Origin of the sequence: Acinetobacter sp. 226-1 (assembly GCF_030329325.1) — a bacterium.
GTDB lineage: Bacteria > Pseudomonadota > Gammaproteobacteria > Pseudomonadales > Moraxellaceae > Acinetobacter > Acinetobacter sichuanensis.
The window spans coordinates 240220-255793 of sequence record NZ_JACANU010000003.1 but is presented as its reverse complement, the minus strand read 5'-3'; the positions used below and the strand labels follow the sequence as shown (position 1 = coordinate 255793).

The following is a 15574-nucleotide window of genomic DNA, read 5'->3' as shown; positions in this document are numbered from 1 at the left end:
ATATCAATCAAAATATTTGAAGGATATTAAGCACCCGCTTTTACAGTTTTTTCGCTTGTAGTTGCAGGTGTACCACGGAAGAAGTTCTTTGTTTTTTCCCATGATCTAGAAAAGAAACCTTGTGCTTTTTCAGATTGGTCTTTTACAACTTCTTTTGTTTGTTCTACTTTTTCTACAACAGCATCTTTGATTTCAGTTGTTTCAGTTAGAACAGCATCTTTTACTTCAGTCGTTTTAGCAACAGTTGCGTCTTTTACTTCAGTAGTTTTAGCAACAGTTGCATCTTTTACTTCAGCAGCTTTAGTAACAGTTGCGTCTTTTGCTTCAGCAGTTTTAGCAACAGTTGCGTCTTTTACTTCAGCAGTTTTAGCAACAGTCGCGTCTTTCGCTTCAGTAGCTTTAGCAATAACAGCATCTTTCACTTCGGCAGTTTTAGCAACAGTCGCATCTTTCACTTCAGCAGTTTTAGCAACAGTCGCGTCTTTTACTTCAGCAGTTTTAGCAACAGTCGCATCTTTCGCTTCTACTGTTTTAGTCACAACGGCAGTTTGAACTTGTTCAGCTTTCGCTTGAGTATTTTGAACTGCAACTTGTGCTTTAGTTACAGGTGTTGTAGTTGTTTCAGCAAAAGCAGGAACACAAACCAATACACTTGCAGCGACTAAAGTTGTTTTTATGCTTTTCATGATAAGACTTTCCTCAATGTGAGGAGTACTGACAACGTACTCCAATAATAAGGCGGGCATGTTAAAACCAAGCTCTTTCTAAGTGTGAAAAAGAGATAAAATGATACATCTTTACCACAATAAGACTACATAAGTATAAGGTGGTTATAAGATGTTTTTAATAAGATAATTTATTTATTTTCATATTGTTATATTTTTTATTGGCTTTATATTTTTATTTGAAATTTACATAAGTTTACATTTATTAATGTGATGCTGTTTTATTTAACCTATTGTTTTGTATCGTTATTGTTTTATTTTTAAACGATTGTATGACCCTTAAAACAAAACATTAAAAATGATCATATTTACTTAAAACTATTATAAATATTAAATAAATATGATCATTTTGCTCTAACTAATTATTGTGGAATATCTTCTTTATTTTTGTTTGATTGAGGAATTGGCAAAGAAAGTTTACTGACCTCGGGTTCTACAGGTTCATTTAAATGCTGCTGAGTTGGGTCTATGGTAACCGCGGTTTCTGTTGAGATTTGTGTCGTTGTTGGTGTGGTCGCTGGGTTTGTTACTGAGGAATGATTGCTCGTAGTCGGTGTTATTTGCGGCATCACGATTGTTGTAGCAGACTGACTTAAATGCCCGCGTTCAATAGGAACAGTTCCTTTATTTGTTCCGACTATAGCATCTCGGGTATTATTCGCAGTTTCTGTCACCTTTTCTGCACCTTTTTGTACACCTATTTTTGCACGTTCAGTTTGTTGTTCTGAAAAGGTTTTTGTTTCTTCCCATGCATTGTCTACTTTCGGTTTAATTTTTTCTACACCACGTTCAGCAGCAGCACCCACACGTTCAGCAGTATTTTGAACTTTTTCACCCGTTTTATGTGCTAAAACTTTGAAAATATTTGGGTTATCACCATAAGGTGGTGGTGTTTTTGTTTCTGCATAAATTGAGGATGTTGCCAAAATGGCAGTAGCAAAAGACAGAATTTTAATACTTTTCATTGTGACTTCTTCCTTTATATGTAGAGGCTCATAGCGTGTTTAGTTAGTATCATACTGTGAAAAAAGTAGTGACATGGGTTCTGTAAGCAAAGTGATACAGAGTAAAAACAAAGCTGTTGTATAGTCTACATGTATAAGAAGATCATTGAGAAATTTAAAATGATAAAAATTAAATATTTAAATGTATTTTGGTTGATTGTCCCGATTTTATTTTTACAACCGAGCTTTGCCTGTGGTTGTGGTGGGGAAAATTCTTTAAGCCTTAGTTATCAAATTTTAACGTGGATAATATGGTTAATCATCTTATTCATTTATTTCATACCGAGCTTGTGGTTTGTAAAATTTTATCAATTTTTATCGTTAAAAATTGTTCATTTTATTGTTCCTCATATGATTTTATTTTTAATGATAGGGGTATTATTTAATACAGACACTTTAGGTTTAATGAAAATTTATGATCAAATTCGAGATGTTATACCCCCATTTTTTGTGATTTTTGTCGTGGGAATATTTGCACTATTTTTGTGGTTCTATCCAATTCTTTATGTTTTAAAGATGAATGGAAAAAGAACTACTTCAAAGGTTTAATTTAAAGTAGTTCTGTCATGATTATTGGCATTTTTCTAAGTTTGTTGCTTTAAAATTCTTTTGTAAGGCTGCAAAATTTTTCAATTTCTCAGCATCGTTCGGGTCAAAAACAGTTTGTTTGTTTTCTACTTCGGCATCTACATTTGAAAATGCGGAAATAAGTTGATCTCCTTTAAATATCCAATGTTCTGTGGCTTTGCCTGTTTCAAAGTTGCCTGTAAATTCAATTACGCAGTTGTCTTTTTGCTGAATGAGACGAGCGAGGTTGTGCTTTGTTGAAGGTTCAGCAGAAATGTTTTTGTGTTGTTCTAGCACGACAGGGGCGTTGGGGTTGGTAGGCGTGGTTGAGCAAGCGGTGAGGGCTAAAGTTGTTAGAATTAATAGGGGTATTTTCATGGTATTTACATTTGATAGAAGTTCGTATAACTATCTAAAAAATATAGTGATAGATCAAGTATAAATATTTTGAAAAGTGTTTGGATTGTGCAAAGTAATTCGTTGGCTTATTATATAAGAGCTCTTTAGCTTTAGGACTTAACAGTCTAGTCGGGTGTTTAGCCAGACTCTAACTTATTGATGAATCACATTGGAGAACAAAAGTTTAAATTGTTCGCTCACTCTGTTCGCAAACAATTGAAACTTTTGCTCTAAAGTAAAGAGTGTTAAGCTCAGTGAAGGACATTTCCTGAGCTTTTTAATTAGGAAAAAGTATGTCAAAAGTTGATGTTATTGAATACTTAATATCAAAAAAAATTCATAATTTTGAATCTAAAAAGGAATTTTTTCAGTTTTTTGGCGAAGCGCCTAAGAAATATAAAAGATATGAGATCCCTAAAAGAACATCAGGTACGCGTACTATTGCTCAGCCTATTCGTGAATTAAAAGATTATCAAAGAGCTTTAATCGAACTTTTTCAGCATTATTTTCCCATTCATAGTTCATCTATGGCATATGTCAAAGGGAAAGATATAAAGAGTAATGCAGAAGTTCATTCTCAGAATATTTATTTTTTGAAAATGGACTTTACAGACTTTTTTAATTCCATTACGCCAAACAATTTTTGGAAGGCTTGTGAAAGATCAGACTTAAAGTTTGATTGGTTGGAAAAAGAAGTAATAGAAAAAGCAATTTTTTGGAAACCAAGTAAATATTCAAAAAAGTTGATTTTAAGTATTGGAGCACCAAGCTCCCCTTTCATATCTAACTTTATTATGTATTCATTTGATGATGAAATTACTAGGTATTGTGAGGATAAAGGTATTACTTATACACGTTATGCAGATGACATGACTTTCTCAACTAATATTCCAAATTCATTGTTTATTTTACCTGAGCAAGTAAGAGGGCTATTGATTAAGTTTTATGGTAACGCTATAAAAATTAATCATTTGAAAACAGTTTTTTCATCTAAAAAGCATAATCGTCATGTCACAGGTATTACTATTACCAACAATGATGAGCTTTCAATAGGGAGAGCTAAAAAGCGTTACATTAAGCATTTAGTTCACAATTATATTGAAGAAAAAATTTCTCTTGACGATTTAAACTATTTAAGAGGTTATCTCGGTTTTGTAAAATATGTTGAGCCAAATTTTTTAATATCGCTTGAAAAAAAATATACTCAAACTGTAATCCAAAAAATTCGATTAGGAAGTTGATATGAGTGCACGTCATTTATTGAATAATGCGAAAAATGGGAATTTAGAAGCTGCTGTTCAAGTATTTTTAAATTATAGAGATGGTGCACTAGACTTTGAAAAGAGTGAAGAATACTCACAAGCAGCTTTTGAAAATATTCGTGATATTCTTAGTTCTGAGTTTTATTTAAATGAGTTAAATATTTCTAATTTTAAAAAAATCTTAGATTTAAAGATTATTTTGCATAAAAATTTAACAGTATTTATTGGGGAGAACGGAGCAGGGAAAACAAGTTTATTACGAGCAATACAAAAAAACTTATCATGGTTTTCAGCTTTCATCTTAAAAGAAAATACGAATGGAGAGCGCATTGTAGATCCTGAAATCAATAATCAAGCTAAGAAAAATGGTGAAGTAGCTTACATTAATTGTAGTTTTAGAATTGGATCAGAAAATAGAATTGATGGGCAACTTGTTCGTGAGCCGAAAGGTGTTACTACGGATTTAAAAAGTGTATACACAAATTATCGTAAGTTTGGACAAAATATTCGTCAATTAATAGCATATAAAGAAGTAAGTCTACCCTTATTTGCCTTTTACGATATAGATCGTTTGAAATTAGATGAGAATAGAAAGAGTCAAAGTCATCAGGAAAACATTTTTTATCAGTTAAATGGATATGATAGTTCATCAAAATCAAAAGTGACTTTTGAAAATTTGATAGATTGGCTAGTTAAGATATTAAAAGTTTCTACAACTAATATAGACACACCTGAAAAGCTTAAAATTATTTCGCAAATTAATACATTGAAAGATGTTGGAGCTGATAATAAGAATAGCCCATTAAATGAGTTGTATGAGGATCTATTATCTGTACTAAGATTGTATCCGGAAGATGAGGTTAAGAAAAAAACTGAAATAGTAGTAGGGGAAATTGAGAAAATATTTAGAAATATTTATCCAGATTTGAAAAAAATCCAACTTATTAATGATGATGATGGTGAAGATAAAATAGCTTTATCTTTTGAACATGAAATGATTTTTTTACATCAATTTTCTGATGGTCAAAGAGTTTTATTTGGTTTAATAGGGGATATTGCACGACGATTAATACTATTAAATCCTGCTACAAGTGAACCTTTGAAGGGTAGTGGTATTGTTTTAATTGATGAAATTGAATTGCATTTGCATCCAAGTTGGCAACAAAAAGTTATTCTAATCTTACGTGATTCTTTTCCAAATATTCAATTTATTATGACAACGCATAGCCCTCATGTCATAACGACTGTTGAACATGAATGCATTCGTTCTATATACATAGATAATGAAACAAATACATTTAAATATGAGATACCTAAATTTACAAAAGGTGCAGAGTCGAATGTAGTTCTGGAAGATGTCTTTTATGTGAATCCGAGACCACAAGAAGTAGAAGAAGTTAAATTACTTGAAGAGTATATTAGTTTAGTGAACCAAGATAAGTGGGATTCTGAGCGTGGTACTAAACTCCGTCAAAAATTAGATGAGTGGGGGAAAAATAAAGAAACCGAGTTAGATAGAATTGATGTTGAAATTTCATTAAGAAAATTTAAAAGATCAAAAAAATGAGGCATATATCTAAATCTGAAGCACCTTTAGACTTAATCAAATATCTAAATGAAAACCCTACTGCTAAATGGGAAAACTTTAAGAATGAAGATCAAGTAGCTTATAAGGCTGTATGTACTCTAATTAAAGAAGATCAATTAGGTATATGCTGCTATTGTGAAACTGATTTTGAAATATCTAATACGAGTTCCATTAAAGATTTTCGAGTAGAACATTTTTATCCAAAATCAGAAACTCATTTACCTAATACTCAAGAGAATGCTCATCTTACATGGAGTAATTTATTTGGTTGTTGTCATGGTGGTTCAATGAATTACATCGATGATAATCGTTATACAAATCCCAATTTACATTGTGATGCTATCAAGGCAGATAATGTATGGGTTGAGGAGATATTAAATCCTCTACATATCCCAGAGGATGAAAAAATTTTTACTTTTAATATGGATGGCGAGATAGTTGTTGCATCCGAATGTCCAGAAAATCTAAAAGTTTTAGCACAGCAGTCAATTTCAAAGCTTAATTTAAATGAGGAAAGTTATTTAATGAAGGCTCGAGAGGCTGTAAGACAAGAAATTGCAACGCAATTAGATAATTTAATACAGCGTGGGCAAACTATGGACGAAGCATTAGATTTTTTGAAAGAAGCATTGTTGGGAGAAACAGCTACCAATATGAAATTTTATACTTGTAAGCTTGATTATGTTTCTTACTAAAATATAAAAAACCCCACTTATTTAAGCAGGGTTTTTATTTTATTTCAATAATTTAGCTTAGTGCTGTAACACCGAAATATCCGCCACAGCCGTAAACAAACCACGTAACTGCGCAAGAATACGTAAACGGTTTGCTTTCAGTTCAGCATCTTCTGCCATGACCATGACGTTATCAAAGAAAGCATCAATCGGCGCACGCAAAGCAGCCAATTTAGACAAGGCTTCGGTATAGTCTTTCGCAGCCAAAAGCGGTTGAACCACAGGAAGAACTTTTTGAATCTCTGCGTAAAGTGCTTTTTCAGCATCTTCAACCAATTTAGATTCAACAATTTCACCTGTAGGCGCAGCTTCTTTCGCCAAGATATTCGCAACGCGCTTGTTTGCAGCAGCAAGTGCAGCCGCTTCAGGCAGGTTACGGAAATGATTCACTGCATTCACACGCTTATCAAAATCTAAAGGTGATTTTGGAGAAAGCGCTTGAACGGCTTGAATCACATCAACTTCAACACCTTGGTCTTCATACTTAGCACGGTAACGACCTTCAAGGAATGCAACAGCATCTGCCAAAGTCTTGTCGTGATCTTTCACAACATCGCCATACGCAGTTAAAGCAAGTTTGATGAGTTCTTCAATCGAAACATCAAGATTGTTTTCAGTCACCAAACGCAATATACCAATCGCAGAACGACGCAGTGCAAACGGGTCTTTCGAACCTGTCGGTGCTTGACCAATCCCGAAAATACCTGTGAGCGTATCTAAACGATCCGCAAGGGCAATGGTTGTACCTGTCTTGGTTTGCGGTAAAACATCACCAGCAAATTTCGGTAGGTATTGCTCACCTAAAGCCTCTGCAACTTCATTATTTTCACCTTCAAGACGTGCGTAATAAGTACCTGCAATACCTTGAAGTTCAGGGAATTCACCCACTAATTCAGATGTTAAGTCACATTTTGCAAGCAGTGCCGCTTTTTCAGCATCAGCAGGGTTTGCACCTATGATTGCCGACAATGCCACAGCCAATTTTGCAATACGTTCAGACTTATTCCACAGCGTACCGAGTTGCGCTTGGAATACCATGTTGGCGAGTTTTTCTTTACGAGAGGCAAGCGGTTGCTTTTGATCTTGTAAGAAGAAGAACTCGGCATCTGACAAACGAGGACGTACAACTTTCTCATTTCCTTCAATAATTTGAGTTGGGTCTTTAGACTCAATATTTGAAACGGTAATGAAGTAAGGTTGAAGTTTATTGTCCGCATTCACCAAACAGAAATACTTTTGGTTGTCCTGCATCGTGGTGATGAGCGCTTCTTGCGGAACAGCAAGGAAACGTTCTTCAAAACTTGCACGAAGCGCAACAGGCCATTCAACCAATGCAGTCACTTCGTCACGAAGGTCGCTTGGTACAATCGCAATAGCATTCACTTCATCAGCCAAAGCTTTGACTTGACCGTCAATGATTGCTTGGCGTTCTTCAAAGTTTGCAACGACATACGCTTTACGCAGTGCATCTAAGTAAGCATCTGCATTTGCCAACGTAATCGCTTCAGGCGCATGGAAACGGTGACCATAAGTCACGTTACCTGCTTTATGATCCTGAATGGTTGCATCAACCACGTCATTATCTTTAAGTAACACAACCCATTTTACAGGACGTACAAATTCAGTACGGCTTGCTGCTGAACGCATACGTTTTGCGATTGGCAGATTATCCAACGCAGTTTGTAAAATTTGTGGAAGTAAAACGTCAAGGCTTTGACCTTTCACGTCTTTTAGGTAACACACTTTTTCAACTTTACCTGCTTGGAAAGTTGAAACTTGATCTACAGTGATGCCTTGACCACGCATAAAGCCTTCAAGGGCTTTAGTTGGTTTACCTTCAGCATCAAATGCAGCTTGTTTTGTAGGACCATCAAAACGTTTTTGTGTGTCTGCTTGTGCGCCATCGACATTGACAATTTTTAAAGCCAAACGACGTGGAGCAGCATATGCTTCGATCGCATCAAAAGCCAAACCTGCATCGTTTAAACCTTTTACAGTTTCAGCAGTCAACGCATCACGTAAAGTTTTGAGGCTTTTTGGTGGAAGTTCTTCACAGCCTAATTCGAACAATACTGTATGTTTAGACATTATTTGCTCTCCTTAGATTCAACTTTCTCAGCTTTTGCCTCTGCTTCAACTTGTGCTTTTAACTGTGCCAATACTTCATCACGTAAATGTGGTTCAGCCATTGGGAAACCAAGCTCGGCACGTGCGGCAACATAACTTTGTGCAATGGCACGAGCAAGTGTACGTACACGTAAAATATAACGCTGACGTTCAGTCACAGAAATTGCGCCACGAGCGTCTAACAAGTTAAAGCAGTGAGATGCTTTAATCACTTGTTCGTATGCAGGAAGTGGCAGTTTTACCTCGATTAAACGCGTTGCTTCTGCTTCATAGAAGTCGAAAAGCTCAAACATTTTTTCAACAGGCGCATATTCAAAGTTATAGGTCGATTGCTCAACTTCATTTTGATGGAATACATCACCATAAGTCACTGTACCGAACTGACCTTTGGTCCAAACAAGATCGTAAACTGAATCTACACCTTGTAGGTACATTGCCAAACGTTCTAAACCGTAAGTGATTTCACCCGTCACAGGGTAACATTCAACACCACCGACTTGTTGGAAGTAAGTAAACTGAGTCACTTCCATACCGTTGAGCCAAACTTCCCAACCTAAGCCCCAAGCACCGAGTGTTGGAGATTCCCAGTTGTCTTCTACGAAGCGAATGTCGTGAACAAGTGTGTCGATCCCGATGGCTTTGAGTGAATCTAAATAAAGCTGTTGGATGTTGTCTGGGTTTGGTTTAAGTACCACTTGGAATTGGTAATAGTGCTGTAAACGGTTCGGGTTTTCGCCATAACGCCCATCTTTTGGACGACGTGATGGTTGTACGTATGCTGCGTTCCATGTTTCAGGACCAAGCGCACGAAGGAAGGTTGCTGTGTGGAATGTCCCTGCACCCATTTCCATATCGTAAGGTTGTAACACGACGCAACCTTGTTCAGCCCAGTAGTTTTGTAAGGCAAGAATTAAGCCTTGGAATGTATCAATATGCGATATGGCGCGACTCATGCAGCATCCACTATAAGTATTAGAAAAAATTGGTTCTAAGTATAAGGATTTTGCAGGAGAGTGGCAAAGGTTAGTCTATAAAATTGTCATTTAAGCATGTGTGTTTTTATGATGTTCTTTTAAGAGTAAAAACCAGTAACCAATCGCTGTTGGAACTGAGAATAAATATAGATAGTATAAATCATTTAATTCTAAGTGTAAGACCTTAATGCCGAGCAAAATAAAAGTAGCGGAGAGGAGAATTGCTGAAAAAAGAATTGTCCAAAAGTTGATAAACAAGTACTTGTGTAAAAAAAGTTGAATAGCATAGATAAAAGCATAAATGAGAATGAAGTAAAAAATTAAAGCACCTACAACAAAAGGTAATAACATGATGAACATGCCAAAGGTTTCTAACGCAAATTGTGTTTGGATCAGAAGTGCTAAATTAGTCAAAAGATAATAGAAAGCCAAAGGATAAAAAGGTGCAATCGTTAAACATTTTTTGATTTGAGAATGATTGACCTGAAGTTTTAGAAAAAGCACTTTAACAGTGAAATGATGCTTTGTTTTTTTCAATATTTATGACCTTTGCTTTGTTTTTAAAGTATTGAATATTCTTAATATATTTACCATGATTTTTTCAAAAGTTATTTTCTATATTCATTTAAAACTTAATCTTTAATCCATAATCTTTCTTTAATGCCAATAATGCTTCTGCATTACCTTTGGCATCATCAACAGGATTATGGGTATGCGCAGTTTTACGCAAATGTTTAAAATTTTGAAACGTGTCTTTGGTCAAACCTTTATACAAACTGCCTAAATTTTGCGAGCTAAAACCAAATGGATTGCTTCCTGTAAAATGATGAAATTACCAACAGACAAACATCCAGTCAAAACCGTTATTATCACTGATAAAAATTGGGCGGTCTTTGCTGACTTTGGCGATCCATTTGGCAAAGTCTTTCATCACATGCTCAGGGTTGTTAAAACTTAAAGTTTCCTCACGACTAAAACCAGAAACCGCTAACGCCTGTGGAATATAATTTTCTGAAATAGGTTTAAGTAAACCGTAAAACTGCTGATTTAAATCTTCATCTACAAGTACAGCACCCAATGCAATCATTGAATAATCGCTGGGAATGGGTCCATCAGCTTCGATGTCAACCATGATATAAGCCATTTATTTTCCTTTTATATGCTTCATGTTATTTTAAAATGTGTCATCCCTATAGGATATAACATTAAGCATTTAGATCTGAACGATTTTTGTAGTCATGCCATTTTAAAAAGAGCCAAAAAGCAATAGCAGTTGAAACTGTCCAAAGCAACAGAGGGTTTAAAATAAAAATCTTTTTAAATTCAAAGAGGGTATTGGGTAAGTCATGGTCTTTAAAATAATTCCCCAATAAAGTCAGTAAAATTGTTGAAAAATAAGCAATACAGGTCAGGGTGAACAAATGAATGTGTTTAGTGCGGTTGAGAAAATATAAAATTATAAATAAACATGGAGCAATGATAAAAATATAGATCAAATACACGACTAGAGAAAGTTTGATTAGTAAGGCTAGATTGTTAAATCCTTCATAATGATCAAAAAAAGTCGGTTGGCAACAGAGATAAACCATCCAACCAAAAAGAACGGGTAAAGGCGCGAGCAATAAACTTCGTAGAATAATGACGTTTGGATACGCTTTTTGCATTGTTCTGATTTATAGATTATAAGTTGTTAAATAAATATACATGATATTAAAAATAAATGGGTATGCAAAAACACCATAAAACCTCGCTTTGGCTCAGCATTTTTCTGATTTTATTTGCTGTAGTTTCAATTCCAGCAATTCATCTAATTCGTACAAAAATCAATGAACATCAAAATATTGAGCAACTCCCGACAGGTTATCGTGATGATGCAAGCCATTTAAATAAAACCAAAGTTGCAAAAATTGTGGATGTGGAAACAGAACCACAGGCAATGCAAAAGCAACTTAAAGAATTGTTGGTCTATGCACAGCAAAATCATTTAAAAGTGTCAATTTCAGGCGCAAAACACAGCATGGGTGGGCATACCATTTACCCCGATGGCATTGCCTTAAATATGTTGCCGTACAATCACATGCATTTGGATGAAAAGACCAATATTCTTAGCATTGGTTCAGGTGCAACATGGCAACAGGCACTGCAATATCTGGATGGTTTTGGTAAATCTATTGCAGTCATGCAATCTTTCAGTGATTTTTCCATTGGTGGTTCAATCAGTGTTAATGGTCATGGTTGGCAACAAAATGCAGCGCCTATTTCCTCAAGTGTGCAGTCATTGACTTTAATGCAGGCAAATGGAGAAATCGTCAATTGTAGTCGTCATGAAAATCCTGAACTCTTTAAACTGGTGATTGGTGGTTATGGTTTATTTGGGATTATTTTGGATGTCAAACTTAAAGTCGTTGATAATGTGGCTTTAAAATTTAATTCGATTTCGCTTGATCCGCAGGATTACCTAAAAACTTATCAGCAGCTCGTTACGAACAATCCACAAGTCCAGTTTGCTTATGGACGTTTGCGTATTTCAGATAAACATCGCTTGGAGCAGGCAAGCCTGAATTATTTTATCAAAACTGATGAAAAACCGTTGCTATTGAAACAACAGCAAAATAAAAATGCGGAAGTGAAACGGATTGTTTTTCGAGGTTCAGTTGACAATGAATATGGCAAACGACTGCGTTGGGATCTAGAAAGCAGCTTAAATCAGGTTTCACCTTATACCAGTTTTAGTCGCAATGAAATTTTGAATGAGAAAGCCAGTCTTATTGCAAATAAAGATCCAAAATCAACTGATTTATTACATGAATATTTTATTCCAAAATCGCAGTTGGCAGCTTTTATTCAGGATTTAAAACCAATTTTAACAGCATCAAAAATCGACTTGCTGAATATCACTATTCGGGAAGTACGTCATGATCAGGATGCTTTTATGAACTATGCACGTGAAGATGTTTTTGGGCTTGTATTTTTATTCAATCAAAAGAAAACACCAGAGCAGGAACAACAAATGCAAGTATTGACCAATCAACTTGTGGATGCTGCACTAAAGCATCAAGGAACTTATTATTTGCCGTATCGTTTGCATATCAGCCGTGAAAAAATGCGTTTGGCTTATCCGCAGGCAGATGATTTTTTTGATTTAAAGAAAAAATATGATGCAGATGAAATTTTCAATAATCAATTTTATGTCCATTATCAATAACCACTATGATCAGATGCGTGTACTTTAGGCATGATTGGGTTATATTTGAACAATAATAGTGCTGATTAATATAAGTTTAATTCTTTGATTGTATTTGATAAAAATCATTATGTGATAAAAGTAGTGTCTTTTTTAGCTCGTTAAAATAGATAATACATACACCTTATCATAACAACCACGTATAATTTGCACTTCATTTGTGCAAAAGCGAAGGACTTCAATGTTTCATACGCAACTTGAGTGGCTGAATACCTTAAAACCTAACTTTAAAGTATTACCATTTAAAGAACGATTATTATGTGGAGTTGGGGCTTTAATTGGACTCGCAATTTCTTCATTAATCAGTTGGTATGTCTTAGGTGATTTCAATGCATGGTACATTGCACCGATGGGGGCATCATCTGTACTCTTGTTTGCAGTATCTGCAGGTCCACTTTCGCAACCTTGGAATATCATTGTTGGCAACACTATTGCAGGCTTTATTGGTGTGACATGTGCAATGTTTATTGCGAATCAGACTGTCGCTTTTAGTCTTGCTGTTGCCTTGGCAATTTTCCTGATGATGAGTACAGATTCATTACATCCGCCCAGTGGTGCAGTTGCCATTACAGCGGTGTTAGGTGGTGAATCAGTTCATGAATTAGGCTATCACTTTATTTTCTATCCTGTTTTATTAAATTCTGTTTTACTTTTGGCTGTGGCAATTATTTTTAACCGTTTACTTGGTAAGCAATATCCACAAGTTGCTCAAGTCAATACGCGTTCTAAAGACCCAACGCCAACGCAAAAAGTGACGATTCAACCGCAAGATATTCAGGAAGTTTTAGAGCATCAAACCCAATTACTTGATATCAGTGAATACGATCTACAAAAAATTATTTTAGAAGCGCAGGAAAAAGCCAATGCAAGAGCAATTAGTCAATACCTATGCCAAGACATTATGAGTAAAGATGTCATTAGTTTGTCTGAGCAAGATGATATTCATCAGGCTTTAGATAAATTTAAACATGTTAATTTAATGAGTTTGCCTGTCGTTAATACTGAAAATAAGTTAGTTGGGACGCTTGCACTTTATGAGGTGGTAGAATGGTTTAAGCGAGCTGCAGATCCACGTGCTTCTTGGGAGCATCTGGTGAAACAGATTATGAATCGTAAAGTCGTGACTGTACAGCCATTACAACCCATTCAAGATTTAGTGCCTTATTTTGTAGAGCGCTCGTTTAATTATATTCCTGTCGTTGAACAACACAAATTGGTTGGTATTATTAGCCGTGCAGATATGATTGCAGCCATGCAACAACAATTAAATCGTACTCCATGAGGTTTTAGCGCATAAAAAAACGCTACGACAGTCTAGGGGGACGCTGTCGTAGCGGTAAAAAAGTAATCTATAACGATAAGTTTATTTATATTTTTCCTCATGCACCGTACGAATAGATTGCTGATACGGATTTGCATGCGGTGAATTTAGTTGCAAATCTTGTTTAGGAATTAACAGCCATAAAACTAAATAAACCAGAATTCCAGGAAATGCAGCACTCATACATGATACAAGAACAAAAATGATGCGAAGTAATGTTACATTCCAACCAAAACGTTCAGCAATACCGCCCATCACACCCGCAATCATGTTTTGTCGGCTAGAACGATATAAACCAGATTTGGTCATGAATAATTTCTCCTAAAATTTAAATCAAAAGTAAAATACCTTTAATCTTTATATTGGGTTTTATTCTAAAATTTAAAGAATGTGAGGGAAGTGGTTTGTATACTTTTGTAAATAAAAAATTGATCATGAATTAAAAAGTTAATTTTCACCAAAAGGTGAATTAATTTCTCTAAATGTTTAGATTTATTATATTGTTATATAGTTTTGTAACAATCAGGGGGGATTAATTTATAGTTTAAGTGAAAATAAAATATCATAGCTTAACTATTAAAATATGTAAGTTTATTTAAAATAAACATTGGTTTATTCATATGATGGCGTTTAAATATACTCAAATCGGTTCCTTTAAATATGTTGGAATGGCTATTTGTTTATTGTTAGGGGCTTGTGATTCTTCAACACAAACAAAAAATACGACCAGTTCGCAGGGTGATGTGGCGTCGGTGAAGGTTGTTGCAGACTCAGCACAAGAAAATACGGTAGATATCGAAGATGGGAAGCGTCTTACAGAAGTTGCAGGTAGAACGGCTTTGCCACGTTTAACAGAACCTGAATCTATTGCTCATTCTAAAAAAATGATTTCAAAGGCATCGCAAGCCTATGTGGGGCGTTATCACTTAATTATTGATTGTTCTGAAAAATTTGCTTTATGTGATAAAGGGAAAGCAGAGTTTGTCATTAGTTTATTGGCAGATGGCACATCGCATCGTACCATTGTTTATTTGGGTAAAATGAGTCATGAAGCGAGATCAAAACTCTCAAGCCACATCTATCAGCAAAATACATGGACATTTAATCCTAAAACACATCAGATTGAAGTTAAAAGAAAAGAAGGGGTAAACTTTTATTATCACGTTAACCCAGAGGGTAATTTGGTTATTGATCTTGACAGCATCTATGCCAACAATAAAGTTGAAAATGGTCAATTGATTGATGGTACTTATGTTCCAACTAAAGCTTATGTATTGAAAAAGTTAGAAACCAAGAATTAAAAATTAAATTTGAAAGATATGGTGGGTTGTGTGGGGTTCGAACCCACGACCAATAGATTAAGAGTCTACTGCTCTACCAACTGAGCTAACAACCCTGAGAAAATTTTAAAACACGTTAAAATATCGTTTTAAAATTTTTACAAGATAGACGCAGTATGTAGTTTTGAATACTAGATTACATATGCCATCTAACTATTTTCAGATTTAATATTTGAAATACAATATCAAATTTATATCTTGAATAGGTAAATTTAACAAAAAATCGAGAATGGCGAAGCATCTAGTTGTAGATGTTTGGTCTTGGTCGGATCGTTTGTAGGTTTCGTTT

At 35.0% G+C, this 15574-nt stretch carries 17 protein-coding genes and 1 tRNA gene; 7 read left to right on the top strand and 11 right to left on the bottom strand.

Annotated features, from left to right (window positions below):
* Nucleotides 1–26 precede the first annotated feature (26 nt).
* Together HX124_RS07260 and HX124_RS07255 are read right to left on the bottom strand one after the other, a co-directional pair.
* Entirely contained in the window at nucleotides 27–686 is a 660-nt protein-coding gene (locus tag HX124_RS07260; RefSeq protein WP_286383682.1) for a hypothetical protein, read from the bottom strand.
* A 401-nt stretch (nucleotides 687–1087) separates the two neighbouring features.
* Nucleotides 1088–1690, bottom strand: a complete 603-nt coding sequence (locus tag HX124_RS07255; RefSeq protein WP_286383681.1) for a hypothetical protein — start codon at nucleotides 1688–1690, stop codon at nucleotides 1088–1090.
* 159 nt (nucleotides 1691–1849) lie between these two features.
* On the opposite strand from HX124_RS07255, the gene HX124_RS07250 reads away from it, so the two are divergent.
* Nucleotides 1850–2278, top strand: coding sequence for a hypothetical protein (locus HX124_RS07250; RefSeq protein ID WP_286383680.1), 429 nt, complete (start codon nucleotides 1850–1852; stop codon nucleotides 2276–2278).
* Nucleotides 2279–2299: 21 nt separating this feature from the next.
* On the opposite strand, the gene HX124_RS07245 is transcribed toward HX124_RS07250, so the two are convergent.
* Entirely contained in the window at nucleotides 2300–2674 is a 375-nt protein-coding gene (locus HX124_RS07245; protein WP_286383679.1) for a hypothetical protein, read from the bottom strand.
* A gap of 314 nt (nucleotides 2675–2988) precedes the next feature.
* Here HX124_RS07245 and HX124_RS07240 point away from each other — a divergent pair, with 314 nt between their 5' ends.
* The 3 genes from HX124_RS07240 to ptuB are packed head-to-tail and all read left to right on the top strand — an operon-like array spanning nucleotide 2989 to nucleotide 6240.
* Entirely contained in the window at nucleotides 2989–3936 is a 948-nt protein-coding gene (locus tag HX124_RS07240) for a retron St85 family RNA-directed DNA polymerase (protein ID WP_286383678.1), read from the top strand.
* Nucleotide 3937: 1 nt separating this feature from the next.
* A complete protein-coding gene (locus tag HX124_RS07235; RefSeq protein ID WP_286383677.1) occupies nucleotides 3938–5524 on the top strand; it encodes an AAA family ATPase in 1587 nt (528 codons plus the stop codon).
* Entirely contained in the window at nucleotides 5521–6240 is a 720-nt protein-coding gene (gene ptuB / locus HX124_RS07230) for a retron Ec78 anti-phage system effector HNH endonuclease PtuB (protein WP_286383676.1), read from the top strand. Before HX124_RS07235 ends, ptuB begins: the two co-directional genes overlap by 4 nt.
* A 57-nt stretch (nucleotides 6241–6297) precedes the next feature.
* Here ptuB and glyS read toward each other — a convergent pair whose 3' ends face one another.
* From glyS to HX124_RS07200, 6 genes are all read right to left on the bottom strand, one after another.
* Nucleotides 6298–8367, bottom strand: coding sequence for a glycine--tRNA ligase subunit beta (glyS, locus tag HX124_RS07225; RefSeq protein WP_286383675.1), 2070 nt, complete (start codon nucleotides 8365–8367; stop codon nucleotides 6298–6300).
* Nucleotides 8367–9359 (bottom strand): glycine--tRNA ligase subunit alpha, encoded by a 993-nt coding sequence (gene glyQ / locus HX124_RS07220; RefSeq protein WP_286383674.1) that lies wholly within the window; start codon nucleotides 9357–9359, stop codon nucleotides 8367–8369. The genes glyS and glyQ overlap by 1 nt, the downstream gene beginning before the upstream one ends.
* A 90-nt stretch (nucleotides 9360–9449) precedes the next feature.
* Nucleotides 9450–9917 (bottom strand): hypothetical protein, encoded by a 468-nt coding sequence (locus HX124_RS07215; protein WP_286383673.1) that lies wholly within the window; start codon nucleotides 9915–9917, stop codon nucleotides 9450–9452.
* Nucleotides 9918–10005: 88 nt separating this feature from the next.
* On the bottom strand, nucleotides 10006–10143 hold the full coding sequence (locus HX124_RS07210) for a hypothetical protein (RefSeq protein WP_286383671.1): 138 nt from the start codon (nucleotides 10141–10143) through the stop codon (nucleotides 10006–10008).
* Nucleotides 10144–10212: 69 nt separating this feature from the next.
* Complete coding sequence (locus tag HX124_RS07205) at nucleotides 10213–10524, bottom strand: 3'-5' exonuclease family protein (RefSeq protein ID WP_286383670.1); 312 nt, start codon at nucleotides 10522–10524, stop codon at nucleotides 10213–10215.
* Between the two features lie 61 nt (nucleotides 10525–10585).
* Nucleotides 10586–11044: a hypothetical protein gene (locus HX124_RS07200; protein ID WP_286383668.1), complete on the bottom strand. Its 459-nt coding sequence runs from the start codon at nucleotides 11042–11044 to the stop codon at nucleotides 10586–10588.
* 62 nt (nucleotides 11045–11106) lie between these two features.
* On the opposite strand from HX124_RS07200, the gene HX124_RS07195 reads away from it, so the two are divergent.
* Together HX124_RS07195 and HX124_RS07190 are read left to right on the top strand one after the other, a co-directional pair.
* Nucleotides 11107–12585 carry an FAD-binding oxidoreductase gene (locus tag HX124_RS07195; RefSeq protein WP_286383667.1) on the top strand — a complete coding sequence of 493 codons (1479 nt, stop codon included), beginning with the start codon at nucleotides 11107–11109 and terminating at the stop codon, nucleotides 12583–12585.
* A 220-nt stretch (nucleotides 12586–12805) separates the two neighbouring features.
* A complete protein-coding gene (locus HX124_RS07190; RefSeq protein ID WP_286383666.1) occupies nucleotides 12806–13906 on the top strand; it encodes an HPP family protein in 1101 nt (366 codons plus the stop codon).
* Between the two features lie 81 nt (nucleotides 13907–13987).
* Here HX124_RS07190 and HX124_RS07185 read toward each other — a convergent pair whose 3' ends face one another.
* Nucleotides 13988–14254, bottom strand: a complete 267-nt coding sequence (locus HX124_RS07185; RefSeq protein ID WP_107006881.1) for a PspC domain-containing protein — start codon at nucleotides 14252–14254, stop codon at nucleotides 13988–13990.
* A gap of 311 nt (nucleotides 14255–14565) precedes the next feature.
* Here HX124_RS07185 and HX124_RS07180 point away from each other — a divergent pair, with 311 nt between their 5' ends.
* Nucleotides 14566–15246 carry a hypothetical protein gene (locus HX124_RS07180; protein WP_286383665.1) on the top strand — a complete coding sequence of 227 codons (681 nt, stop codon included), beginning with the start codon at nucleotides 14566–14568 and terminating at the stop codon, nucleotides 15244–15246.
* Between the two features lie 19 nt (nucleotides 15247–15265).
* On the opposite strand, the gene HX124_RS07175 is transcribed toward HX124_RS07180, so the two are convergent.
* Nucleotides 15266–15341: transfer RNA gene (locus tag HX124_RS07175), tRNA-Lys, on the bottom strand.
* Nucleotides 15342–15574 lie beyond the last annotated feature (233 nt).

Bases quoted from the DNA above. Each gene is read 5' to 3' on its own strand.
- HX124_RS07260 (WP_286383682.1), bottom strand. From the start codon at position 686: ATGAAAAGCATAAAAACAACTTTAGTCGCTGCAAGTGTATTGGTTTGT.
- HX124_RS07255 (WP_286383681.1), bottom strand. From the start codon at position 1,690: ATGAAAAGTATTAAAATTCTGTCTTTTGCTACTGCCATTTTGGCAACA.
- HX124_RS07250 (WP_286383680.1), top strand. From the start codon at position 1,850: ATGATAAAAATTAAATATTTAAATGTATTTTGGTTGATTGTCCCGATT.
- HX124_RS07245 (WP_286383679.1), bottom strand. From the start codon at position 2,674: ATGAAAATACCCCTATTAATTCTAACAACTTTAGCCCTCACCGCTTGC.
- HX124_RS07240 (WP_286383678.1), top strand. From the start codon at position 2,989: ATGTCAAAAGTTGATGTTATTGAATACTTAATATCAAAAAAAATTCAT.
- HX124_RS07235 (WP_286383677.1), top strand. From the start codon at position 3,938: ATGAGTGCACGTCATTTATTGAATAATGCGAAAAATGGGAATTTAGAA.
- ptuB (WP_286383676.1), top strand. From the start codon at position 5,521: ATGAGGCATATATCTAAATCTGAAGCACCTTTAGACTTAATCAAATAT.
- glyS (WP_286383675.1), bottom strand. From the start codon at position 8,367: ATGTCTAAACATACAGTATTGTTCGAATTAGGCTGTGAAGAACTTCCA.
- glyQ (WP_286383674.1), bottom strand. From the start codon at position 9,359: ATGAGTCGCGCCATATCGCATATTGATACATTCCAAGGCTTAATTCTT.
- HX124_RS07205 (WP_286383670.1), bottom strand. From the start codon at position 10,524: ATGGCTTATATCATGGTTGACATCGAAGCTGATGGACCCATTCCCAGC.
- HX124_RS07200 (WP_286383668.1), bottom strand. From the start codon at position 11,044: ATGCAAAAAGCGTATCCAAACGTCATTATTCTACGAAGTTTATTGCTC.
- HX124_RS07195 (WP_286383667.1), top strand. From the start codon at position 11,107: ATGCAAAAACACCATAAAACCTCGCTTTGGCTCAGCATTTTTCTGATT.
- HX124_RS07190 (WP_286383666.1), top strand. From the start codon at position 12,806: ATGTTTCATACGCAACTTGAGTGGCTGAATACCTTAAAACCTAACTTT.
- HX124_RS07185 (WP_107006881.1), bottom strand. From the start codon at position 14,254: ATGACCAAATCTGGTTTATATCGTTCTAGCCGACAAAACATGATTGCG.
- HX124_RS07180 (WP_286383665.1), top strand. From the start codon at position 14,566: ATGATGGCGTTTAAATATACTCAAATCGGTTCCTTTAAATATGTTGGA.